General features: G+C 65.8%; 20 protein-coding genes and 3 pseudogenes. 15 read left to right on the top strand and 8 right to left on the bottom strand.

Annotated elements, in window-relative coordinates; genetic code table 11:
* The 7 genes from M1L58_RS16820 to M1L58_RS16790 form a co-directional block, all read left to right on the top strand.
* A partial coding sequence (locus M1L58_RS16820) for an alpha/beta fold hydrolase (protein WP_248659758.1) occupies positions 1 to 190 on the top strand: 190 nt, incomplete at its 5' end.
* Positions 191 to 325: 135 nt separating this feature from the next.
* The gene (locus tag M1L58_RS16815; protein WP_006864925.1) at positions 326 to 1,219 is read left to right on the top strand and encodes an SGNH/GDSL hydrolase family protein; all 894 of its coding nucleotides are present in this window, start codon (positions 326 to 328) and stop codon (positions 1,217 to 1,219) included.
* Positions 1,220 to 1,428: 209 nt separating this feature from the next.
* On the top strand, positions 1,429 to 2,874 hold the full coding sequence (gene eat / locus M1L58_RS16810; RefSeq protein WP_248659757.1) for an ethanolamine permease: 1,446 nt from the start codon (positions 1,429 to 1,431) through the stop codon (positions 2,872 to 2,874).
* Positions 2,871 to 4,280, top strand: coding sequence for an ethanolamine ammonia-lyase subunit EutB (locus M1L58_RS16805; protein ID WP_248659756.1), 1,410 nt, complete (start codon positions 2,871 to 2,873; stop codon positions 4,278 to 4,280). The genes eat and M1L58_RS16805 overlap by 4 nt, the downstream gene beginning before the upstream one ends.
* Positions 4,277 to 5,050 (top strand): ethanolamine ammonia-lyase subunit EutC, encoded by a 774-nt coding sequence (eutC, locus tag M1L58_RS16800; protein ID WP_248659755.1) that lies wholly within the window; start codon positions 4,277 to 4,279, stop codon positions 5,048 to 5,050. The genes M1L58_RS16805 and eutC overlap by 4 nt, the downstream gene beginning before the upstream one ends.
* Before the next feature lie 216 nt (positions 5,051 to 5,266).
* Positions 5,267 to 5,842 carry a hypothetical protein gene (locus M1L58_RS16795; protein WP_248659754.1) on the top strand — a complete coding sequence of 192 codons (576 nt, stop codon included), beginning with the start codon at positions 5,267 to 5,269 and terminating at the stop codon, positions 5,840 to 5,842.
* A gap of 230 nt (positions 5,843 to 6,072) precedes the next feature.
* Positions 6,073 to 6,594: a formate/nitrite transporter family protein gene (locus M1L58_RS16790; RefSeq protein WP_248659753.1), complete on the top strand. Its 522-nt coding sequence runs from the start codon at positions 6,073 to 6,075 to the stop codon at positions 6,592 to 6,594.
* Positions 6,595 to 6,596: 2 nt separating this feature from the next.
* Here M1L58_RS16790 and M1L58_RS16785 read toward each other — a convergent pair whose 3' ends face one another.
* Together M1L58_RS16785 and M1L58_RS16780 are read right to left on the bottom strand one after the other, a co-directional pair.
* Positions 6,597 to 7,622 (bottom strand): ABC transporter substrate-binding protein, encoded by a 1,026-nt coding sequence (locus M1L58_RS16785; protein ID WP_248659752.1) that lies wholly within the window; start codon positions 7,620 to 7,622, stop codon positions 6,597 to 6,599.
* A 248-nt stretch (positions 7,623 to 7,870) separates the two neighbouring features.
* Positions 7,871 to 8,506, bottom strand: coding sequence for a TetR/AcrR family transcriptional regulator (locus M1L58_RS16780; RefSeq protein ID WP_248659751.1), 636 nt, complete (start codon positions 8,504 to 8,506; stop codon positions 7,871 to 7,873).
* A 172-nt stretch (positions 8,507 to 8,678) separates the two neighbouring features.
* Here M1L58_RS16780 and M1L58_RS16775 point away from each other — a divergent pair, with 172 nt between their 5' ends.
* Genes M1L58_RS16775 through M1L58_RS16765 form a run of 3 tightly spaced genes read left to right on the top strand, consistent with a single transcriptional unit; the run spans position 8,679 to position 11,654 of the window.
* The gene (locus tag M1L58_RS16775; RefSeq protein WP_248659750.1) at positions 8,679 to 8,999 is read left to right on the top strand and encodes a 2Fe-2S iron-sulfur cluster-binding protein; all 321 of its coding nucleotides are present in this window, start codon (positions 8,679 to 8,681) and stop codon (positions 8,997 to 8,999) included.
* Positions 9,000 to 9,018: 19 nt separating this feature from the next.
* On the top strand, positions 9,019 to 10,407 hold the full coding sequence (locus M1L58_RS16770) for a cytochrome P450 (protein ID WP_248659749.1): 1,389 nt from the start codon (positions 9,019 to 9,021) through the stop codon (positions 10,405 to 10,407).
* Positions 10,404 to 11,654: an NAD(P)/FAD-dependent oxidoreductase gene (locus tag M1L58_RS16765; protein ID WP_248659748.1), complete on the top strand. Its 1,251-nt coding sequence runs from the start codon at positions 10,404 to 10,406 to the stop codon at positions 11,652 to 11,654. The genes M1L58_RS16770 and M1L58_RS16765 overlap by 4 nt, the downstream gene beginning before the upstream one ends.
* A 28-nt stretch (positions 11,655 to 11,682) precedes the next feature.
* On the opposite strand, the gene M1L58_RS16760 is transcribed toward M1L58_RS16765, so the two are convergent.
* The 3 genes and pseudogenes from M1L58_RS16760 to M1L58_RS16750 form a co-directional block, all read right to left on the bottom strand.
* Complete coding sequence (locus M1L58_RS16760) at positions 11,683 to 11,988, bottom strand: hypothetical protein (RefSeq protein WP_248659747.1); 306 nt, start codon at positions 11,986 to 11,988, stop codon at positions 11,683 to 11,685.
* Positions 11,989 to 12,148: 160 nt separating this feature from the next.
* Positions 12,149 to 12,889, bottom strand: a pseudogene (locus M1L58_RS16755) (acetyl-CoA C-acyltransferase); the annotation flags it as partial.
* Positions 12,890 to 14,353, bottom strand: a pseudogene (locus M1L58_RS16750) (carotenoid oxygenase family protein); the annotation flags it as partial. It lies immediately after the preceding pseudogene.
* A gap of 8 nt (positions 14,354 to 14,361) precedes the next feature.
* On the opposite strand from M1L58_RS16750, the pseudogene M1L58_RS16745 reads away from it, so the two are divergent.
* The 4 genes and pseudogenes from M1L58_RS16745 to M1L58_RS16730 all read left to right on the top strand — a co-directional run.
* Positions 14,362 to 15,531: pseudogene (locus M1L58_RS16745) on the top strand (acetyl-CoA acetyltransferase); the annotation flags it as partial.
* Positions 15,532 to 15,541: 10 nt separating this feature from the next.
* Positions 15,542 to 16,489 (top strand): winged helix-turn-helix transcriptional regulator, encoded by a 948-nt coding sequence (locus M1L58_RS16740; RefSeq protein WP_248659746.1) that lies wholly within the window; start codon positions 15,542 to 15,544, stop codon positions 16,487 to 16,489.
* Between the two features lie 206 nt (positions 16,490 to 16,695).
* Positions 16,696 to 17,673 carry a cytochrome P450 gene (locus M1L58_RS16735; protein WP_248659745.1) on the top strand — a complete coding sequence of 326 codons (978 nt, stop codon included), beginning with the start codon at positions 16,696 to 16,698 and terminating at the stop codon, positions 17,671 to 17,673.
* Positions 17,673 to 18,104, top strand: a complete 432-nt coding sequence (locus tag M1L58_RS16730; protein ID WP_248659744.1) for a nuclear transport factor 2 family protein — start codon at positions 17,673 to 17,675, stop codon at positions 18,102 to 18,104. Before M1L58_RS16735 ends, M1L58_RS16730 begins: the two co-directional genes overlap by 1 nt.
* A gap of 115 nt (positions 18,105 to 18,219) precedes the next feature.
* On the opposite strand, the gene M1L58_RS16725 is transcribed toward M1L58_RS16730, so the two are convergent.
* Positions 18,220 to 19,032, bottom strand: a complete 813-nt coding sequence (locus M1L58_RS16725) for a DUF1542 domain-containing protein (RefSeq protein ID WP_248659743.1) — start codon at positions 19,030 to 19,032, stop codon at positions 18,220 to 18,222.
* A 149-nt stretch (positions 19,033 to 19,181) separates the two neighbouring features.
* On the bottom strand, positions 19,182 to 19,727 hold the full coding sequence (locus M1L58_RS16720) for a YceI family protein (protein WP_248659742.1): 546 nt from the start codon (positions 19,725 to 19,727) through the stop codon (positions 19,182 to 19,184).
* Positions 19,728 to 19,804: 77 nt separating this feature from the next.
* Between M1L58_RS16720 and M1L58_RS16715 the strand changes: the two genes are divergently transcribed.
* Positions 19,805 to 20,605, top strand: coding sequence for a crotonase/enoyl-CoA hydratase family protein (locus tag M1L58_RS16715; protein WP_248659741.1), 801 nt, complete (start codon positions 19,805 to 19,807; stop codon positions 20,603 to 20,605).
* A 42-nt stretch (positions 20,606 to 20,647) separates the two neighbouring features.
* On the opposite strand, the gene M1L58_RS16710 is transcribed toward M1L58_RS16715, so the two are convergent.
* Positions 20,648 to 22,225, bottom strand: coding sequence for an FMN-binding glutamate synthase family protein (locus tag M1L58_RS16710; RefSeq protein ID WP_248659740.1), 1,578 nt, complete (start codon positions 22,223 to 22,225; stop codon positions 20,648 to 20,650).
* Positions 22,226 to 22,435: the final 210 nt, after the last annotated feature.

The raw sequence follows: 22,435 nt of genomic DNA, 5'->3' as shown, positions 1-22,435 counted from the left end.
CAACCAACTAACCGAGCCTCCAGCAAACCCGGGGCGATTCAGCCCTCCAGAGTCGCATTGTTTTAAGCTGCTGTCGGACCCCGGCGCCGAACTCCGCATCGTCCCTGAAGCGGGCCACCTCATCCAGCTCGACGCCCCTGAACGCCTCACCGGCATACTGCTGGATTGGCTCGCCCGACTCCCTCACTAAGTTGAGTTGTTTCATCACGACGTCTCGATGTACGCAAAGAAAGTTCACGCGTGACCGTGGATTGGTTCGGACCCAGTCGTGCTAGTCTCATCAGCAACATCAGTAACACGAGCACCACGATCTGGAGTGCCCCGAATGCCCGTGCCGTACGGCCACAGCAAGCGCCGACGACTCGGCATCCGAACAATGCTGACCACGGCGGCCACCGCCGCCGCCCTTGTCGGCGGACTCGTCCATGCGGGCGCGGCCCAGGCAGCCGACGGGCATCCGTACGTCAATCTCGGTGACAGCTACAGCGCGGGCGCATCGGTATTTCCCCAGGCGACGAATGCGGCGATGTTCTGCTCCAACTCGCTCGTCAACTACTCCCACCTCGTCGCAGAGCGACGCGGGACCCCGGTTGTCGATGCCAGTTGCTCAGGCGCGACGACCGAGGATCTGACTCGGCCGCAACACTTGTGGCAGGGACCGCAGATCAAGGCGGTAGGACCGGCGACCCGCCTGATCACCTTGACGATCGGCGCGAACAACAACGGGTTCTTCAGTTTCGCGACGTCGGCCTGCCAGCAGGCCTGGCTGTCGGCGCCGTTGTCGGCCACCCCGTGCCGCGACAGGTACGGCACCTCATTTGTGGACAAGATCAAGTCCTCGACCTATCCCGACCTCGTGAAAGCGTTGCGCGGCATCAACCGCGCCGCGCCGCGGGCCCGCGTGGTCCTCGTCGGGTATCCGCAGATCTTCCCGGCCAAGGGCACTGCCCTCTGCTCGGCGTCGTTGCTCACGACGCCCGGAGATACCGCATACCTTCACCGTGCCTTTGTCGTCCTCAACGACGCCATGCGCCGCGCCGCCGCAACCACACGGGCCACCTTCGTCGACATGACCAAGGTCTCCGCCGGCCACGACGCATGCGCGGGCGCTCGGCGGTGGGTCGAGCCGACGTTGGGTGCGGTCAGCTTCCCAGCGATGCACGCCAATGAACTCGGTCAGAAGGCGATGGCCGACCAGGTCGTGGCCGCACTGCGCTGAGGGCCTCTCCGAGCACCTACTCGCCCAGTCTTGCCGATCGGGCGGCATGTCGGTCCCGACGTCTCACCGCTACGTTCCCTGCCCTTTCGGACAGCCCACCACCTGACCAACCTGGTTGCAACGTTGCTCGCCTTAATGTCAGGCGTCACGTTTACGGATCAGTATGGCCTGGGTAACTGGGTCCAGGTCCTGTCCCGAGGAGGCCGGTCATGGCTATCGACGAATCTCAGAGTCCGCACCACCACATCGGTGGCGTGGACAGTCACGCGGAGTCGGCGGACTATCTCGCCAAGCGGCAGCTCAAGGGCGGCACCGCCGGTTGGCTGCTGCTCGCCGGTCTAGGTGTGAGTTACGTGGTCTCCGGCGACTATTCGGGCTGGAACTTCGGTCTCGGACACGGCGGCTTCGGCGGTCTCGCGATCGCCGCGGTCGTGATCGCCGCTATGTACCTGTGTCTGGTACTGGGAATGGCCGAGCTGTCCTCGGCTTTGCCTGCGGCCGGCGGTGGTTACACCTTCGCCCGTCGCGCACTCGGCCCATGGGGTGGATTCGCCACGGGCACTGCGATTTTGATCGAGTATTCGATTGCCCCTGCGGCGATCGCGACATTCATCGGCGCCTACGTCGAGTCGTTGAACCTGTTCGGGATCACCGACGGCTGGTGGGTGTATCTGGTCGTCTACATGATCTTCATCGGGATCCACCTGTCCGGCGCAGGTGAGGCGTTGAAGGTGATGTTCGCGATCACCGCCATCGCGTTGGTCGGTCTGATCATCTTCGCCATCACCGCCATCGGACACTTCGACGTCGCCAACCTCACCGACATCGCACCCAACGACGCCGCCGGGTCGTCGTCCTTCCTGCCGTTCGGCTACATCGGTATCTGGGCGGCCATTCCGTTCGCGATCTGGTTCTTCCTGGCGATCGAAGGTGTACCGCTGGCGGCGGAAGAGACCGCCAATCCCGAACGCAATGTTCCGCGGGGCATCATCGCCGCGATCAGCGTCCTGCTCGTCACCTGCGTGACCGTGCTGTTCCTCACGACCGGCGCGGGTGGTGCCGGTCCGATGTCGGAGTCGGGGAACCCGTTGGTCGAGGCTCTGGGCGACTCGTCGATGGCCAAGGTGGTCAACTACATCGGACTCGCCGGTCTGGTGGCGAGCTTCTTCTCGATCATCTACGCCTACTCGCGCCAGTTGTTCGCACTCTCCCGAGCCGGCTACCTGCCGACGGTGTTGTCGGTGACCAACCGACGCAAGGCGCCCACGCTCGCACTGATCGTGCCCGGGGTCGTCGGCTTCCTGCTGTCACTGACCGGCAAGGGCGACCTCCTGCTGAACATGGCCGTCTTCGGTGCCGCGTCGAGTTACGTGCTGATCATGGTCAGCCACATCGTTCTCCGTCGCCGCGAGCCGGACATGAAGCGCCCGTACCGCACCCCCGGCGGCGTCGTGACCACCGGCTTCGCCCTCGTCGTCGCGGTCATCGCGGTCATCGCCACGTTCCTCGTCGACGTGGTGGCGGCCTTGTGTTGCCTCGGGGTGTTCGCCCTGTTCATGCTCTACTTCGCCGTGTACAGCCGCCACAAGCTCGTCGCCAACTCCCCCGACGAGGAGTTCGCTGCCCTCGCCGAGGCGGAGGACGACCTGCGATGATCTACACCCAGTCGATCTCGGGTACCACCTACACCTTCGACGGGTTGGTCGAACTCATGGCCAAGGCCACTCCCCGCCGCTCCGGCGACGAACTCGCCGGGTGTGCCGCCGAGTCCGATGCCGAACGGGCCGCTGCGGCATGGCAACTCGCCGATCTACCGTTGACAGCCTTCCTCGAGGAGCAAGTCGTCCCGTATGAGTCCGACGAGGTCACCCGACTGATCATCGACACCCACGACCGGGTGGCGTTCCAGTCGATCGCACATCTCACCGTCGGCGGATTGCGCGACTGGTTCCTCGAGACCTCGACTCGCGCAGACAGTGCCGATCAGATCGCCGCTGTGGCACCAGGGCTGACCCCGGAAATGGTCGCCGCCGTGTCGAAGATCATGCGCAACCAGGACCTGATCCTGGTTGCCGCGGCCGCGACGGTCACCGCGGCGTTCCGCACCACGGTCGGTCTCCCAGGGCGCATCGCCACCCGACTGCAACCCAACCATCCGACCGACGATCCGCGCGGTATCGCGGCAGCGACTCTGGACGGATTGCTGATGGGCTGCGGAGACGCGGTGATCGGCATCAACCCGGCTACCGACTCACCTCACGCCACGTCGGAGTTGCTGTACCTGCTCGACGACATCCGGCAGCGCTTCGGGATCCCAATGCAATCCTGCGTCCTATCCCACGTCACCACCACCGTGGACCTGATCGAGAAAGGCGCACCGGTCGACCTCGTCTTCCAGTCGATCGCCGGAACCGAAGGCGCCAACCGAAGTTTCGGGATCGACATGGCGATCCTGCGGGAAGCCAACGAAGCCGGCCGATCCCTGAAGCGAGGCACCGTCGGGGACAACGTGATGTACCTCGAGACCGGGCAGGGCTCCGCGCTGTCGGCGAATGCGCATCTCGGCACCGGCGGCAAACCCGTAGATCAACAGACCCTGGAAACTCGCGCATATGCGGTGGCGCGAGTTCTCGAACCACTCCTGATCAACACCGTTGTCGGGTTCATCGGACCCGAGTACCTCTACGACGGGAAACAGATCATCCGCGCCGGTCTCGAAGACCACTTCTGCGGCAAGATCCTCGGCCTCCCGATGGGGGTCGACGTCTGCTACACCAACCATGCCGAAGCAGACCAAGACGACATGGACACACTGCTGACCCTTCTGGGCGTCGCCGGCGCGGCGTTCGTCATCGCCGTCCCCGGCGCCGACGACGTCATGCTCGGCTACCAAAGTCTGTCCTTCCACGATGCGCTCTACGTGCGTCAGGCACTCGGCCTCCGACCCGCTCCCGAATTCGAGACCTGGCTGGCGGGGCTCGGGATGGCCGACACCGATGGGCGGATCCTGCCGGTCGACGTGGTCAACTCTCCCTTGCGTTCGCTGACGGTGGCCCGATGAACGCCGCCGATCAACCGGCCGAGGACCATTGGGCCGACCTACGATTGACCACGCAGGCGCGGATCGGCCTGGGCCGGGCCGGGAATTCACTCCCCTCGCGTCGAGTGCTGGAGTTCAAGGCTGCTCATTCCGCTGCGCGCGACGCCGTGCACGAACCTCTCGACGTCGACGACCTGACCCGGCAGATCAGCGAACTCGACACGGAACCAGCACTGCATGTGCAGAGCCGGGCCGACTCCCGCGGCGAGTACCTGAGGCGACCGGATCTCGGACGGCAGCCCGCGGACCTGTCTCATCTGCCCGACACCGGCGCCGACCTCGCCATCGTGCTGGCCGACGGACTCTCAGCGCGCGCACTCGCCGACCACGGACGGGGACTGCTCGACGCGCTCCTCGACACCCTCGGCGAGCGCTACTCGCTCGCTCCCCCGGTGATCGCGACCCAGGCCCGGGTCGCACTCGGCGACCACATCGGCGAAGCCCTCCGTGCCCAGACGATGATCATGATCATCGGCGAACGCCCCGGGCTCTCGGTCGCCGACAGTCTCGGCATCTACCTCACCCATCTCCCGCAGGCGGGACGCCATGACGCTGACCGCAACTGCATCTCCAACATCCACCCGCCCGACGGTCTCGACTACACGACCGCCGCCGCGATCACCGCGGCCCTGGTGGACGGCGCCCGCAAACTCGGGAGATCCGGAGTCGCGCTCAAGGACACCTCACGCGACCAACTCGCGGACAGTGACGCGCGCATTCTGGACGGCTAGATACCGTCTGGGCGACCCATGACAGTCGCCGCCGTCGACTGTCATGGGTCGCGGCGAAGACATCGTCGCCCTTTGCGGAGGTCATCGAGGCGGCGGCGTCCTCGGAAGATCGTCCTCCGGACCACCCGTCGAAGTGAGGGTGCAACCCCGCTGCAGAACGAAAAGCCATGTGCCGTAGTCTTTTCTCACGTGAACTCCGCTGCTGACGATGCTTTCATGACCGACCTCACTTCGCATGTTTGCGTGTGGTGCTCGTCCACCGAGGACATCGCCGAACTCCGTGGCGAACCGCGGTGCGGGCGGTGCCGCACTGCAGAACAGACCATCGCTGCGGCCCGCGAGTTCGTCGGCCTGTACGGTCTGCGGCCCTTGGGTGGATCGCTCGCCTCCGAGGACGAGGAGGAACACGAACACCGCGTGGCCGCGCGCGAGGCCCGGGTGCTGCTGAACCAGACCCGCTCGCAGACGCCTACGCGCAGCAAGTCCAAGCCGGAACAGCGCGTTGCGACCCGCACCGCGACCACCGCGCCGAAGGCGAGCAGCAAGACGCCGGCCCCCAAGACCCAGAACGACAAGTCCGGGGTCACCCGGCCGGACCGCGCCGAACTTATGAGCCGCGCCAAGAACCTGCTGGCGCAGCTCGCCGAGATCGAGGAACGCCTGACGATCGCGCAGAAGGACTCCGGCTTGAGTGGCAAGGCCAAGGTGTCGGACCTGACCGCGAAGCGGGATTCGATCCTGCGGACGCTCGCCGCTCTGGAGAAGGCGAACCGGGCGCTGGAGCCGGCCTGACACTCCCCACGGCAGTGGCCAGCGGACCGGAAACCACTGCGTCGCAACCTGTTCGGATGCCCCTTCGCGCCAAATGGCCCGGGGTCGCCGGTGAAACACGCCGATTGCGCACTGGTCGGTTCCCCTGGGTGGTCGTCGACGACGCGTAGCATTTGGGTCGCACCTGCAGCAGCGCGGGACCGCCCAGGGCGGCGCCTGCCGCCTGCCCGCGTTCCGAGAGGAATCGCGCGATGACCGCGAACCAGCGCGACCACGAGGACGATCGACGCGCGGCCGGTCGCGCGGAAGGCCCCCTCGAACAGCAGCTCGAGGAGAGTTTCGACGAAGTCGTGACCGAGGGCACCGAACGCCTGTACCGGGCGGTGCGCACAGTGCTCATCACCGGCTTCTTCGGCGGGCTGGAGGTCGGACTCGGTGTCATGGCGATGCTGGCCGTCGTCCACGAGACAGGCAGCCACCTCTTGGGCGGCCTCGCCTTCAGTATCGGACTCATCGCGATCTACCTCGCGCACAGCGAGCTGTTCACCGAGGACTTCCTGATGCCCATCGCCGCGGTGGTGGCGCGTAAGGGATCTGTCCTTCAGCTGATCAAGCTCTGGGTCGGTACGCTGCTGGCCAACCTCCTCGGCGGCTGGGTCATCATGTGGCTCATCACGCGATCGTTTCCGGAATGGAACGAGACGCTGTCTGAGTCGGCACATCACTTCGTCGACGCCCCGTTGTCGTTGCAGAGCATCTGCCTAAAGCCGTAGGGCTACCCTCTCGACGGCGTGTTCGCGAGCTCGGCCGCCCGACGCAGCGTCTCCCGGTCGACGACATCGCCGGCGTTCATCGGCTGGGTCAGGACGCCCGACTCGGTCGCGATGTCGATCATGAACCCCACGCTGTCGTCGGAGAGCCCGCCATCCTCTGTCCAGAACGGATATTTCTGGATGAGGTCGTAGAGCTCTCGAAGCGATTGTTCGGACGGAGGTTCGTCGACGTACTCGCCGACCGCCGCTCGAAACAGTGCGAAGTCGCTCTTCAGCGTTGTCATCGCCCGCAGCGTGGTGGCACAGTATCGCGTGGCCAGTTCTCTGTTCTGTGCGAGCCAGCCCGCCTCGGCGGCCTGGGCCACCTTGAGGAAACCTGGGGCGTTCTCGTAGAGCGTGGCGATCAACACCGGTCGGTCCACCGTCGATCGGGCGGCGTCGAACTGCGTGTCGTGAATGACGGTGGCGTCGAGCTGTCCGGTGGCCCAGGCTTCCGTTCGGGCGGTTGCGTTTTCGATGATTCGCGGATTCGGGATCTCGTGCACGTCACGTGCCTCACCGAAGCCGCTCAACAGCGCATTCAAAACGATGGCCCCTGCGCCGCCCGGGCTGTCGACGCCCACCCGGGTCGATGGCTCGAACAGCTGGCCGGCCGTGTCGACGCCATTGGCGCCGGCCAGGACGAAGTCGTCCATGCTGACGTATGGGCAGAACACCTTCAGATCCTCGCCCCGCTCCCGCGCATCGAGAATCGCCGAGAACGACGTTGCGAGAACCTCGGCATCGCCGTCGGACAAGGTCTTCACCGCGTCGGTGTGAGTGCCGGTGATCGTCACGTTCCCGTCGACGCTGAGGTTCAGCCCGGAATCGCGTCCGTACTCCCCGACGCCGTATACCAGTGGTATCTGCGACGCCGGCGGGGGCGAACCCAGCACGATCTGCAGCGACTCCCCTGTGCCCGCGTCGGTGGGCTGGGCGCAAGCGGTTCCGACGGCCGCCAGCCCGCTGACGGTGATGGCCGCGATCATGCGCGTCGTTCGGCTCCGGCGACTCCTGGCTGACATCCGGTACCTCTTCCGCAGTGTCCGATCGTTCCGCAGCAGTGCATCTGCTGCGGACTCGCCCGTGCGGAGACACCCGATTCCCTCGGCATTGGGTTCAGGTGAACATACGTCAGCTCGACGCCGCGGGTGGGCAATCCGGAAGAAGTCGAATCGTCGTGCGACACAGAAGTTCATGACGGGTCATCCGCGATGAGCGCCATCGGCGGTCGGTGTCAGGCGAACGGCGCCTTGAGTCCGTGCAGGATCGTGCCGATGAGCCGATCGAAGTAGTTCTCGCGTTCGGCCTCGGGCAACAGTCCCAGAGGTCCCTTGATGCAGAGCTCGGCGAATCCGTGAACCGCTGCCCAGCAGACGATCTCGGAGTCCGGGCGGCGTTCGGGCGGGATCTCTCCCACGGTCACCATCTCGTCGAGGACGCTGTGCAGGATGGCGTATGGGCCGTCGCGGCGCGCGGACACGTCGGGATTGACGCCCGGTCGGGAGAACTCGGCGTGAAAGGCGACCTGGAACAGATGCGGTTCGTCGATTGCGAACAGGGCATAAGCTCGCGCGGTCTCACGGAATCGGGAGCGCGCGACCTCCTCGGGTGCCTCGTCATCGGAGACCGTCGCGATCCGCTGGCGCATCAGATCGGCGAGTGTTGCGAGGGCGCGGTCGGCAATCGACGTCATCAGCTCCTGACGATCGGCGAAATGCCGATAGGCGGCGTTGTGGGAAACGCCGGCGCGCCGCGCCACCTCGCGGATGGTCACCTTCTCGGGAGCACTACTGCGCGCCAGCTCCCATGCCTCGTCGATGAGGGCATTGCGAAGGTTGCCGTGGTGATAGGTGGTGCGCTCCGATGCCATGGCGGTCACTCTACCGAGGTTGGGCCAGTCCCCCGACCTGGGTGAACCCGACACGACCTCCTTTCATGCCAACGGATGTTGACAGGGACAACATCGTCGTTCATTCTATGTTGACACTGCCAACACCTAGTGGTGACCGTCACAGCCCAGGGCGGTATTCAAGGAGGAACTCATGGCCACCGTCACCTTCATCACCTACGACGGAGAAAAGCAGGAAGTCCCGTTCGTCGAGGGTCAGAACCTGATGCAGGTCGCGACAGACAACGCGGTGTCGGGGATCGATGGCGATTGCGGCGGAGACGCTGCCTGCGGCACCTGCCACGTGATGATCGACCACCAGTGGGCCGCCGCGACCGGCAGTCGCAACGCCACCGAAGCGCAGATGCTCGAGATGAATCCCGATTGTCAGGAGAACTCGCGACTGTCGTGTCAGATCGCACTCTCCGCCGAACACGACGGTCTCGTCGTCAATCTTCCCGAATTCCAGTTCTGAACCGATCGGAGAACCACTGATGCAGATCCTCGACCGCGTCGTTGAGACGGTGCAGGCGAACATCCCGTTGGACCGTCAGGTTCAGGGCCTCCAGCTCTTCCACAAGACCCGCGCTCGGCTGCTCGGCGAGACGCGGCCGGAATCCTATGTGGAAAAGCCCATCCCGCCGGTGGACCAAGTCGGTCTGGACGAGATCGACATGAGCAACCCGTTCATGTACCGGCAGGGTCAGTGGATTCCCTACTTCGCCCGACTTCGCGACGAGGCGCCGGTCCACTATCAGGCGAGCAGTCGTTTCGGCCCGTTCTGGTCGGTGACCCGGTACGACGACATCCTCACCGTCGACAAGGACCATGAAACCTTCTCGGCCGAACCCTTCATCGTGATCGGCACTCCCCCACCGGGTCTCGACGTCGAGATGTTCATCGCGATGGACCCACCCCGACACGACGAGCAGCGCCGGGCGGTTCAGGGCGTCGTGGCACCGAAGAACCTCAAGGAGATGGAAGGGCTGATCCGGGAACGCGTGTGCGAGGTTCTCGACAACCTTCCCGTCGGCGAACCGTTCAACTGGGTCGATCGGGTCTCGGTCGAGATCACGGCGCGGACGCTCGCGACGATCCTCGACTTCCCGTACGACGAACGCCGTAAGCTGGTTCGCTGGTCCGACCTGGCGGCCGGCAGCGAGGAGGCGACCGGCGGCAGCAGCGATCCCGACGTCGTGTTCCAGGCCGCTCTGGAGATGGTCCGCGCGTTCGCGGAACTGTGGCATGACAAGGCTGCGCGTCTGGAGGCCGGGGAGGCACCGGGATTCGATCTCATCAGCATGCTGCAGTCCAATGAGAAGACCAAGGACCTGGTGAAGCGGCCGATGGAGTTCATCGGCAATCTGACGCTGCTGATCGTCGGCGGAAACGACACCACGCGCAACTCGATGTCGGGCGGTGTCTACGCACTGAACAAGTTCCCCGGCGAATTCGACAAGCTCAAGGCCGATCCGAGCCTCATCCCCAACATGGTCTCGGAGATCATCCGCTGGCAGACTCCGCTGGCCTACATGCGGCGGGTCGCCACGAAGGACACCATCCTCAACGGGCAGTTCATCCGCAAGGGCGACAAGCTGGTGATGTGGTACGCCTCGGGCAACCGGGACGAGAGCAAGTTCGAGCGTGCCGACGAGCTCATCATCGACCGCCCGAATGCGCGGAACCACATGGCCTTCGGCTACGGCGTGCACCGATGCATGGGCAACCGTCTCGCCGAACTGCAGCTCCGGATCCTCTGGGAGGAACTGCTGCAGCGCTTCGACGACATCAAGGTGCTCGAAGAGCCCGAGTACGTGCAGTCCAACTTCGTCCGTGGGTACAGCAAGCTGATGGTCGAACTCACGCCCAAGACACCGTCATGACCTCGGGACGTGCCGTCGTGATCGGCGCCAGCCATGCCGGTGCCCAACTGAGTGCCCAGCTGCGGTCGTCGGGTTGGGACGGCGACATCGTCCTGATCGGCGACGAGCCGTACCTGCCCTACCACCGTCCGCCGATGTCCAAGACGTACCTTGCGGACACCGTCGGGATCGATGACCTGCTGATCCGCGGAACCGAGTTCTACGAGAAGCAGAACATCCGGGTTCGTCGTGCCCGGGTAGAACGCATCGATCGTGCCGAGCAGCGCGTTGTCCTGAGCGATGGCGAGTCGCTGTCGTATGACCGACTCGCCCTGTGTACCGGTGCCCGCCCTGTGCGCCTGGGGATTCCGGGAGCCGAACTCCGTGGCGTGTACTACCTGCGGACCGCCGAGGACGTCGAGGCGATCCGCGCCGACGTTCCGGGCAGCAGGCGCGCCGTGATCGTGGGCGGTGGCTACATCGGTCTCGAAACTGCGGCTTCGCTGCGCAAACTCGGTCTCGACGTCACCGTTGTCGAGGCCGCCGACCGTGTCCTGCAGCGGGTCACCGCACCGGAGGTCTCCGACTTCTTCCGTCGGATCCACGAAGCCGAGGGTGTCCACGTCAGAACCGATGCCGCCGTCGTCGGCTTCGAGGGCGACGACGGAACCGGTCGCGTGGCCGCGGTGCGCCTCGCCGACGGCGAGATGGTCCCGGCGGACTTCGTGATCGTCGGGATCGGTGTCCGCCCGAATGTCGAGTTGGCGCACGAGGCCGGGCTCGCCGTCGAGGACGGCATCGTCGTCGACGCGCAGGGGCGCACCAGCGATCCTCGGATCACCGCGGCCGGCGACTGCGTCACGTACCACGATGTGCGATACGGGAAGACTCGGCTCGAGTCGGTACCCAGTGCCGGCGAGCAGGCCAAGGTCGCCGCGGCCACCATGTGCGGCAAAGAGACGACGATCTCGGCCCTTCCGTGGTTCTGGTCCGATCAGTACGATCTCAAGCTGCAGATCGCCGGACTCAACACCGGGTACGACACCGTCGTCCTCCGCGGAGACCCGACAACGGACCGCGAGTTCGCCTGCTTCTACCTGCGGGCGGGAGATCTCATCGCGGCCGACTGCGTCAATCGCCCGCAAGAGTTCATGTTCAGCAAACGCGTTCTGGCACAGAGTCTGCCGGTCGACCGCGGTGCACTCGCCGACCTCGACGTACCGATCGCGTCGCAACTCGCTGCGGTCCGAAGCAAGACCACGCCATAGTTCTGGCACTGCTCGCCATTCCGTCGGCCTATCTGAGCCGCTGGACGATCGCTGCGGCGCCGAGTCCGAGGCCGCCGGGAATCGTGAGCAGAGCGAGTTCGCCGTCGGTGCGCTCCAGGTGATCGAGCGCGTTCACCAGCAGCACACCGCCGGTCGCGCCGAGCGGGTGCCCGGTGGAGCACGCGCCGCCGTTCGGGTTCACCCGGGCGGGGTCGAGATCGAGTTCGCGGGTGAGCAGCAGCGGGGACACGGCGAAGGACTCGTTGGCCTCGACGACATCGAGGTCGCTCGGGCGAAGACTGGTTTGTGCCAATGCTTTTCGTGCTGCGTCCACCGCGGCGGTAAAGTCTGGGTGACCGGACCGCTGCCTGGGTGACGGCAAGGATGCGTGCGCGAGGATGCGATCCCAAGGTCTGCTCCGACTCCGCACCACCCAGCAGGGCCGCCGACGCACCGTCGGCAAGCTGCGGAGCCGTGGCCATGGTGTGCAGGCCGCCGGCCGGACGCGTCGAATCCGGCAGTCGGGAGGCGACCAGATCCCAGGACGGGTCGTCCTCGAAAAGCGTCGGCAAAGCGCCGAATCCGATCACGTCGGCGTCAGTACGGGCTCCTTCGTCGCCGGCGAGTGTCGCCCAGCGCGACATCACCGGGACGACCGACATGGATGTGGGGGCCTTGACGGCTCGGTGATGTGAGCGGACCGCGTAGGCATCGAGCTCGTCGCGGGTGATCCCGGCGTCGGCGGCGGTCAGATCTGCCGAGACGCCGATCGTCACGAAGCCGGTCCGGTCGCGGAGGTCGCCGTCGAACGCGAACGCCGGCTTGTCGTGCAGCAACGGCACGCGCGACATCGACTCCACGCCGCCCGCCACGACCACGTCGGCCATTCCGGATGCGACTCGTGCGGTGGCGGATCCGATGGCGTCGATGCCGGAGCAGCACAGACGCGAGACCACGCCGCCGGGCACCGTGTCGGGCCAGCCGGCCCACAGCGTCGCGGCGCGTGCGATGGCACTCCCCTGTTCTCCGGCTGCGGTACTGGTGCCGATGACCATGTCGTCCACGACGTGCGGGTCGAGGCCGCGCGCGGCGAGCGCGCGCAACAGGCCGGCCAGCAACTCGTGGGCGGGGACGTCGGCGAGTGTTCCGCCGGAGCGACGTACGCGGCCCTTCGGGGTGCGGACGGCGTCGTATACGTAGACGTCGCGAGCAAGCGACGAGCGAACCGTCTTCACTTAGAGGCCGACCGCCTCGGCGGCGGTGTCGGTCTCCCGCCACCGGCGTAGCTCACTGCCCGCTGCCCAGGTGGAATGGGTTCCGCTGGAGATGCGTTCGGGGAGTGCGAGTTTGCATACCGGGCCGTCGGAGACACGCGCCGCGTCGAAGATCACGCAGTAGGACGCGTCGTCGTTCATGTCGGTGGTGAGAGTGATCAGGTAGCCGTCGTCCTCACCTGTACTGCCGACGCGCGGAGCCATCGACGCTTCGCTGCCGAAGACCCCCTCGCCGAGGTGGAACGATTCCTCGGCGCCGGTCTCGGTGTCGTGGCGGACGAGTCCGTTGAACAGGAACCATCCGTCGACGCCGGATGCGGCGTAGACATAGCGGTGCTTGCTGCCGGCGTGGCCGCCGTTGATCATGCCGAACTCGGTGATCGTGTCGGTCAGTCGTTCTTCGGTCGTCTGACCGGTCCGGAGATCGAACCGCCAGCGGTGCAGGCGCGACTGGAAGTGATCGAGCGCCAGGTAACGGAAGGCGCGCTGCCATTTGTCGGTGATTCCGTCGGCTGTCGGCTCGGGCTCGCTCTGGTAGAACCCTTCCAACACAATCTCTTCGCCGACCTCATAGGCGTTCACGAAGTGGAGCACGTAGGTGGGATCGGCCTCGAACCACTTGATGTCGGAGGGCTGTCCGCGCCGTGGGATGACGGCGAACCGCGACGGTGTGTCCCGGTGGAACTTCGGGAAATGCACGTTGTGCTCCAGTAGTTCCGGGTCCCAGAACATGGGCAGGTCGTTGAGGATGGCGTAGTTCTCGGTGAACGCCATGTCGTGTGGCAGCCGGGGGCCGGGCAGCGGGATGTCGACGTAGTGGACGAGGTCGTTGTTCTCGTCGACCACGCCGTAGTGCATGTACGGCGCTTCCTTGCCGTAGTTGAAGAACAGCATCTCGCCGGTCCGGTCGTCGACCTTGGGATGGGCCGACACTCCAAGATGGTAGGGAAATGCGCCGTTCCAGGACTCCTTGCCCAACGTCCTCGCCGAGTACGGATCGAGGCGGTAGAGGTCGCCGCACATCCAGAAGCTGGACAGGGCGGTGCCCCGGTGCACCACGATGTCGGTACTCGACGCATCCTTCATCCGTCGCCGAGCACCCCAGCCGTCTTCGCGTTCGGCCCAATCGGGCATCTCCGCGGTACCGGCCCACAGCGGACGCTGCGCCTCGTTCTCCGCCAGCATTCCGTCCGTGCGTACGAATCGGTTGCGGTAGAACGCGTTCCCGTCGCGGAAGCCGACGACGTGGACCATGCCGTCGCCGTCGAAAGGGTGGTAGTTCTTGACCGCCGGATGCAGCGGATTCTCGGTGTTGCGCAGGTACACGCCGTCGAGGTCGGCGGGGATCTCGCCGGCGACGACCGTCAGGTCATCGGCCTTCCACTCGGTGGTCTGAGGACGCCACGGGCCGGTGCGATACGGGTGGACTCCCCGAGCTCTTCGATGAGGTCGTGTCGGGAACGGTGTCGGCGTCGGGAATACCGGTCGGCGACATCGACGTGATCCATGTGGGCAATGCCTTCGGGCAGGTCTACACCGGTCAGGGGCACCTCGGCGCCATGCCTGCGTCGGTCGTCCCGGAGCTGTGGAGCATCCCGGCGAGCAGGCACGAGGGCGCCTGTGCGTCCGGGTCTCTGGCGATTCTCGCCGCGATGGCAGATCTGGAGTCCGGACGCTACGACTGTGCGCTCGTCGTCGGCGCCGAACTCGAGAAGAACGTCCCGGGCGACGACGGGGCGCGCAACATGGCCGGCGCGGCGTGGATCGGCGAAGAAGGTCAGGACGCGAACTTCATGTGGCCGTACATGTTCAGCCGCATCGCCGAGGAATACGACAAGCGCTACGGGCTGGATCCACAGCATCTGTGGCAGATCGCAGAGTTGAACTCCCGCAACGCACGTCGGAATCCGCTTGCCCAGACTCGCGGCTGGGAACACGTACCGGAGTCGTTCACCGCCGACGACACCGCCAACCCGATCGTCGAGGGTCACCTCCGCAAGATCGACTGCGGTCCACTCACCGACGGCGGTGCCGGCGTCGTGCTGGTCTCCGATCGATACCGACGGGCGCACCCGAAACTCGAGACGACGGGCTTGTCGGCAATCCTGGGCTGGGGCCATCGCACCGTCGGGTTGCTCCTGGAGGACAAGCTGGCCCGCAGTGCAGACGACGAGTTGATGTTTCCCCATGTCCGCCAGGCGATCTCCGATGCCTTCGGTCGGTCGGGCATCGCAGGCGTCGACGACCTCGACGTCATCGAGACCCATGACTGTTTCACGACCAGTGAGTACATGGCCATTGACCACTTCGGACTCACCGCGCCGGGTGAGAGCTGGAAGGCGATCGAATCCGGCGAGCTCGAGATCGACGGCCGGGTCGCGATGAATCCCAGCGGTGGTCTGCTCGGCGGAGGACACCCGGTGGGCGCCAGCGGAATCCGCATGCTCCTCGATTGTCATCGTCAGATCGTCGCCGGCGCAGGTGATTACCAGGTCGACGACGCACGTCGTGCGGCCACGCTGAACATCGGCGGGAGCACCACGACGGTCGTGAGCTTCGTCGTCGGCTCCCCGGTGACGATACAGCCGCGTCGAGCTGACTAGGGTCTTCGAGGTGGAACCAGACCGCGACAGCTTCACCAGCCTGGAGCCCGGCGGCGACAATGCCATTGCGGTGACCCTCGGCATCCTCGGCGACGAGTGGAATCTGTGGATCCTGCGGCACGCGGTCGAAGGTGCCAAACGATACGGCGACTGGATGCGCGAAGGTGCGATCTCCAACTCCGTGTTGTCCTCGCGCCTGGGGGCGCTCACCGACAAGGGCCTGTTCGACCGCGTGCAGTACGCCCACCGCCCGGACCGCTACGAATACGTGCTGACTCGCCGCGGCGCCGACATCTGGACCGTCCTGCTGACGATGTGGGCGTGGGAGCAGACGTGGGCGCCACCGGCGACTCCCCCGCTACCGCGGATGCGGCACATGGGATGCGGCGAGTTCTTCTCCCCCGCAACGACGTGTGGCGAGTGCGGCGCAGGCGTCGAGGCCCACGACGTCGTTGCGGAACTCGGTCCGAGCGGTGCGTGGCCACGGAGCGTGCCCGCTTCGATCACCCGACGACGCTCGGCGGGAGCCAAACAGCCTTCCCAGGTCATCCCGCACACCATGGAGCTCATCGGTGACCGGTGGTCTGCGGCCATACTCGGCGCACTGTTCCTCGGTGCTCGACGGTTCGGCGAGTTCTCCGAACGGACCAGCGCTCCACCGACAATGGTCGCCGATCGGCTGGCGCGGTTCGTCCGGCTGGGGGCCATCGACACCGAACCCAATCCCGACCGCCCGGACTGGGTCAGTTATCGCCTGACCCCCAAGGGGGTGGCCTTCTTCCCGGTTGTCGTCTTCATGATCACCTGGGGCCAACGCTGGTTCCGCGCTCCCGAAGGTCCCGCGCTGATCTTCACGCACCGCGGTACGGGACATGAGTTCCGTCCGCGCCTGGCATGTGATCGGTGCGGTGAAGAACTGACGGCGAGTGCCGTGTCGATCGAGCCGGTCGCCGACTAGTGTCCGCCATGCCCGGGCCCGGTCCTGACCGGCGCCGGACGCAGTCTGCGCGATCTCACTGTGAGACAGCAGGACACGTTCGGTTCACGGATAAATGCTGGTCAACGCGGTCCATTGAGACGATTGCAGGCCAATGAGACGCGGCAATCGTTTCGACTCTGCCGATACTGCCGAACGCGAGGGACGGTGACGTACACCCTTGTGGAGTGCATGATCTCGACGACCCCTATACCGAACTCCTGGCCCTGACCCGGACCGCACCTGTCAGCCGTATCGGTGACTCGACCTTCTATCTCGTGACGGGATGGGATGCCATCGCCGAGGCGGTCGCCCGGCCCGAAGAATTCTCCTCCAATCTCACCGCGACGATGGTGTGGAAAGAGGACGGGAAGGTCGAGGAGTACCCGATAGCCGAGTTGGGTTCTCCCATCCACGTGTTGGCCACGGCCGACGACCCGATACACCGCAACCACCGCGCGATGGTCATGCCGTCGCTGGTGGCCAAACGTATCCGTGCACTCGAACCGTTCATCGCCGCCACTCTCGAGCGTCTGTGGTCCGACGGGCTCCGTGACGACGGGGCGATGGACGACCCGGGCGAGAACGTGATGGGCGATCTGGCCCGGCTCGTCGACCAGGGCGACCTCGACCAGGGCACCGCCGTCATGATCGGCCTGCAACTGGTCGCGGCGGGCGCCGAGTCGACAGTAAGCCTGCTCGGGAGCGCCGTGTACCTGCTCGGCCGCCATCCGCGCGTCGTCGACGAACTTCGCCGCGACCGTGAGCTCGTCCCACTCTTTGTCGAGGAGTCATTGCGGTTGGAATCGCCATTCCGAGGGCACTATCGCCACGTCGTGACCGACACCGTCCTCGCCGATGTCGACCTCCCGGCCGGCTCGCACCTGTACCTCATGTGGGGTGCGGCCAACCGCGACCCGGAGACCTTCGACCGCCCGGAACGGATCGACCCCGATCCGGTGAATCGACGCTCGCACATGGCGTTCGGCAAGGGAATCCACCTCTGTGTGGGCGCGGCGCTCGCCCGACTGGAGGGGCGCCTCGCGGTCGTACATCTCCTCGACCACACACCGGGCGGGTTCACCGTCGACACCGCGGATCCTCAGTGGGAGCGAAGTCTTCTCGTCCGACGCCTCCGCACGCTACCCGTCCAGGTGAGTGCGTGATGGCATCACCTGAGTCGACCATCACGACCCTGCTGGCCACTTACGTCCAACGCCTGGATGCCGGTGACCTGGCCGGTGTCGCAGCGCTTTTCGACCGAGCGAAAGTGTTCGTCTCGGGAAACCAGATCGGAGCGGGTAGTCCGTTCGTGGAGAAACTGTTGAGCGACACCGTCATCCTCTACGAGGACGGGACGCCGCGCACCCGTCACGTTCTAGGGGAACCGTCCATCCAGATCGACGACCAGGGCCGCGCAGCTGCCAGCTGCGAATACACGGTCACACAGGATGGCCCGGACGGTGAGTATGTCGTCATGGTCGGCCGACACCACGACACGTTCGTCGTCGACGAAGAGGGTGTCTGGCACTTCGCGAGTCGCGACTACGGGGACATTACTCATGTCGGCGACACCTCGAGGCACCTTCGCTCCTGACGGATCACCGATCCCACGCGACGCCGGCGCAGACGGGGTGGCAGGAGAAGTGGCGTCCGCGGAGGTTACACGCGCCGCGGCCGGTGATCAGCGCTCTGGAACGGTCCGCCGGTGATCAGAAGTCGAATCCGCCGCCGAAATCTCCGAAGCCGCCACCGTCTCCGCCAAAACCGCCGTCTCCGCCAAAACCACCGTCTCCGCCGAAACCACCGTCTCCGCCTGTATCGCCGCCGAAATCGTCGCCTCCGGCGCCGCCCTCGACGGCACCCATGTCGGATCCGTCACCGACGCCGCTCTCGAAGCCCTGAGCGTCGTACGGGACGCCGGCCATGCCGGAGAACATCGCGGAGAACAGGAACATCGACCCGACTCCCCAGGCGCCTGCGACGAGCGCCGGCCGCCACCAGGGCTCGGAGTACCAGCCGGCCGGAACCGGACGTCCGGCGACGCGGCCACCCGGGTAGTAGTTCGGCGTCCGATCGGACGGGTTGGGCGACGCCTCGACCTGACGTCCCTCGAACTCGACCTTGCGATCCTCGGTGACCTTGCCTGCGCTCTGCTGACCCTCGAGTTCGGGGATGGCGGGACCGGGATCGAGGTTCATCGCGACCCGCGCCGCACGGATGTAGTAGAGACCTTCGATCGCGGTCTGCTTGGCCAGGCGCGCCTGCGCGGGCGAGTTGGCCTGCTCGATCTGTGACCCCGCCGCGGTATAGCGCTCCCCGGCGTCGGCGAGAGCCTGCTTGGAGGCCGGTCCGTCGCCCACCAGCATGAACACCTGCCCGCCGAGACGTTCGATGGCTTGTCGCGCGTCGGCCTTTGCATCGTCGAGGGTCCGAGCGGCGTTGGTGCCGGAGCGCTGCTGTGCGACGACCACCACCCCGACGACGATCAGGACGATGAGGGCGATCAAGATCAGTGCTTCCATGATTCTCTCCAGCTCGTGCGTGTCCGACGGACTCGTCCGCCCAGGCCGCTGAGCGCGGGCGGGCCTGGCCGACAAATCGGGCACCTTCGAGCGTACCGACCGGGATGGCACCGGCACCGGGCTCGGCCCGGCGTGCGTCTCTCCGGCGGTCAGCGAGTGCGGGCGGCCTCGACGACGATGCGGACGTCGTCGACGACTTTCAGTGTGCCCATCATCAATGAGTACGGTTTGATCCCGAAGTCGCTCTGGGTGACGGTGGACTCGGCCGAGATCTGCCAGCCATCAGGGGCCTCGACGACCTGTAGGTCCAGCGCATGCGGGCGTGACCTGCCGTGGATCGTCAGCACTCCGTCGGCGTGGTAACCGTCGTCTGTGGCGCTGAATGTGCTTGCCTCGTAGGCGATCTCGGGGTACTTCTCGGCGTCCATGGACTTCAGGGCGTTCACCCGGGCCAGCGACTTCTCGGCCCCGGTCATCGGGGTGAGTCCGCCTTCCCCGGATTCCACATGCAGCGAGTCGACCGAGATCGTGGCCTTCAGGTTCGTCGGTACGAGGTCGGTCAGCGTCACCGACGCCGACCAGGTGCGCATCGCGATCATCAGTCGGTGGCCGGTGCGCGCCGCCCGTCCGCCCACGTCGGTGTGCACGACAATTGAACCATCGGATTCGGTGAATTCCCAGACAGATTCCGCCACGGCCGTAGTGTAAGCGCTCGGAGTACGCGGCCGGGCTCATTGCACGGCGGACGACACACGGCGAGGTGGTGAAGACGATGACGGAACAACGGATTCTGCTCGATGTCGACGATGCGGGCGTCGCGACGGTCACGCTCAACAGGGCGGCGAAGCACAACGCCTTGGACCCCGCGATGTTCGATGCGTTGTTGGCCGTGACAAGCGAACTGGCGGCGGATCGTCGAATTCGGGCGGTTGTCGTCCACGGAGCCGGGAAGAGTTTCTGTTCCGGTCTCGACATCTCCTCCCTCGGCGGCGATGAACTGGGTGGCTCACTGCTGGATCGCGATGACGCAGACCGCGGGAACCACGCGCAACGGGTGTCTCTCGACTGGGGCCACGTGCCGGCACCGGTGATCACCGCGATTCACGGCAACTGCTTCGGCGGTGGCCTGCAGATCGCGCTCGGCGCCGACATCCGCTACGCCACCCCCGAGGCGCGACTGTCCATCATGGAGGTCAAGTGGGGTCTGGTGCCGGACATGGGCATCACCCAGACGCTTCCGCGTCTCCTTCGGGCGGACGTCGCCAAGGAACTCACCTTCACCGGTCGTGTGCTCTCCGGAGCCGAGGCCCACGAACTCGGGCTGGTCACCGGCACTGCCGACGACCCGCTCGCCCGCGCGTTGGAGCTCGCGCACGAGATCGCGACGAAGTCCCCGCACGCGGTTCGCGCCGCGAAGCGCCTCTACGACGAGACGTGGACCGGGGCCGACCCGTCGGCCGCGCTGTTGCTCGAGAGCAAACTGCAGGTCGAGCTGATCGGTTCACCGAACCAGCTCGAGGCCGTTCACGCGGGAATGGCCCGGCGCGAACCACAGTTCGCCGACCCGGACTGAGCGGCCGAACCGGCGGCTGGGATGGTCCGCGGCGTGCTCTGCTCAGCTCGGGCCCGCTGCCGATGGCGGCGCCGACCCGCCACTTCCCTGGCCGGTCATCAGCCGGATCACCGCGGCGCGATCCGCTTCGGATGGCAGACCCATACCCGGCGAGTATCCGTACACGTCATGCAACGGGCTGGAACCCTGCCTGCCGTCGACGATCTCCACTGAGTCGGTCGAGATGAGTCCGGGGTGCTCCACTCCGCAGGCCTGCGACACCTTGACCAGGTCACGCCGCAGCGTCGTGATGTAGTTCGCGGCTCGAATTGCTTTCTCGTCTGGCACCAGTCCCCTTGTGAGCCAGCTGTTCTGGGTGGCGACGCCGGTCGGGCACGTGTCGGTGTGGCATTTCTGGGCCTGGATGCAACCGATCGACAGCATCGCCTCGCGCGCAACGTTGACCATGTCGCACCCGAGTGCGAACGCAAGGACCGCATTGTCGGGCAGACCCAGTTTGCCGCTTCCGACGAACGTGATCTGCTCGTGGAGGTTTCGCTCGGCGAACACCCGATAAACCCTGCTGAAACCGAGCAGGAACGGCAGCGACACGGAGTCGGAGAACAACAGGGGCGCAGCTCCGGTGCCGCCCTCCCCTCCGTCGATGGTGATGAAGTCGACGCCACGGTCGGTGTCCGCCATCAGGTCGGCGATCTGATACCAGGCATCGATGTCGCCGACTGCGGATTTGATCCCGACCGGCAGACCCGTTTCGGCGGCGAGGAGCTCGACCCAATCGAGCATGCTGTCCGCGTCGGTGAACTCCGCATGGCGTGACGGGCTCACACAATCACGTCCGGCGGCGACGCCGCGCGTCGCGGCTATCTCCGCAGAGACCTTGGGGCCGGGTAGGAAGCCGCCCAGGCAGGGTTTGGCTCCCTGGCTGAGTTTGATCTCCAAGGCGCGGACCGGGGCTTCGGCCACGAGGTCTTTCAATCGGGTGAGGTCGAACCGTCCCTGTGCGTCTCGGCAGCCGAAATAGGCTGTGCCGAGCTGGAAGACGAGCTCGCCACCGTGTCGGTGATAGGGCGAGATCCCGCCCTCGCCGGTGTTGTGCAGCGCGCCCGTGAGGGCGGCCCCGCGATTCAAGGCCTCGATGGCGTTCGCGGACAGAGCCCCGAAACTCATCCCGGAGATGTTGACCACCGACTCCGGACGGAATGCGTTCCTCCGCCGGCGCGCTTCGCCGAGAACTTTTGCACAGGGCAGCACGACCTCGTGGCCGGCCTCGGGTGTCGAGGCCGGCGCCGAACCCGGATTGAATGTTCGATGCTTGATCACGGGGTAACCGGATGTGTACTCGACGTCGTTGTCGGTGCCGAACCCGAAGTAGTTGTTCTCCTTCTTGGACGAGGAATAGATCCAGCGTCGCTGGTCGCGGCTGAACGGACGCTCCTCGTCGTTCGAAGCGACGATGTACTGGCGCAGCTCGGGACCGACCGTCTCCAGCAGGTAACGCGCATGCCCGATCAGCGGGTAATTGCGTAGCAACGAATGTCTGCGCTGAAACAGATCACGAACGACAACCGCGGCCGCGGTGGTGGCGGCGCCGGCCGCGACAGCAGATCTCCTACGGCTCATGGAGCCAGTGTTCACCCGTCCGGAGCGACGATGTCACGAATCGGTCAGCTGTGCACGTGTCATTCGTGCAACGGTCGGGTTGCCGAGCCTCGACCCGATGTACCCGAAGGGCCGCACACGTGGACAACCACGTATCTCTGGGCACCGGTCAGTACGGCTGGTCGGTGGCGTGCGTCCATCACCTGATCAAGTCGTGGATCGGTAGAACGT

The sequence above is a fragment of the Gordonia sp. C13 genome, from assembly GCF_023218005.1.
In the GTDB taxonomy this organism is placed as follows: domain Bacteria; phylum Actinomycetota; class Actinomycetes; order Mycobacteriales; family Mycobacteriaceae; genus Gordonia; species Gordonia namibiensis.
This window is presented reverse-complemented; position numbering and strand designations above follow the sequence as displayed.

Bases quoted from the DNA above. Each gene is read 5' to 3' on its own strand.
- M1L58_RS16815 (WP_006864925.1), top strand. From the start codon at position 326: ATGCCCGTGCCGTACGGCCACAGCAAGCGCCGACGACTCGGCATCCGA.
- eat (WP_248659757.1), top strand. From the start codon at position 1,429: ATGGCTATCGACGAATCTCAGAGTCCGCACCACCACATCGGTGGCGTG.
- M1L58_RS16805 (WP_248659756.1), top strand. From the start codon at position 2,871: ATGATCTACACCCAGTCGATCTCGGGTACCACCTACACCTTCGACGGG.
- eutC (WP_248659755.1), top strand. From the start codon at position 4,277: ATGAACGCCGCCGATCAACCGGCCGAGGACCATTGGGCCGACCTACGA.
- M1L58_RS16795 (WP_248659754.1), top strand. From the start codon at position 5,267: ATGACCGACCTCACTTCGCATGTTTGCGTGTGGTGCTCGTCCACCGAG.
- M1L58_RS16790 (WP_248659753.1), top strand. From the start codon at position 6,073: ATGACCGCGAACCAGCGCGACCACGAGGACGATCGACGCGCGGCCGGT.
- M1L58_RS16785 (WP_248659752.1), bottom strand. From the start codon at position 7,622: ATGATCGCGGCCATCACCGTCAGCGGGCTGGCGGCCGTCGGAACCGCT.
- M1L58_RS16780 (WP_248659751.1), bottom strand. From the start codon at position 8,506: ATGGCATCGGAGCGCACCACCTATCACCACGGCAACCTTCGCAATGCC.
- M1L58_RS16775 (WP_248659750.1), top strand. From the start codon at position 8,679: ATGGCCACCGTCACCTTCATCACCTACGACGGAGAAAAGCAGGAAGTC.
- M1L58_RS16770 (WP_248659749.1), top strand. From the start codon at position 9,019: ATGCAGATCCTCGACCGCGTCGTTGAGACGGTGCAGGCGAACATCCCG.
- M1L58_RS16765 (WP_248659748.1), top strand. From the start codon at position 10,404: ATGACCTCGGGACGTGCCGTCGTGATCGGCGCCAGCCATGCCGGTGCC.
- M1L58_RS16730 (WP_248659744.1), top strand. From the start codon at position 17,673: ATGGCATCACCTGAGTCGACCATCACGACCCTGCTGGCCACTTACGTC.
- M1L58_RS16725 (WP_248659743.1), bottom strand. From the start codon at position 19,032: ATGGAAGCACTGATCTTGATCGCCCTCATCGTCCTGATCGTCGTCGGG.
- M1L58_RS16715 (WP_248659741.1), top strand. From the start codon at position 19,805: ATGACGGAACAACGGATTCTGCTCGATGTCGACGATGCGGGCGTCGCG.
- M1L58_RS16710 (WP_248659740.1), bottom strand. From the start codon at position 22,225: ATGAGCCGTAGGAGATCTGCTGTCGCGGCCGGCGCCGCCACCACCGCG.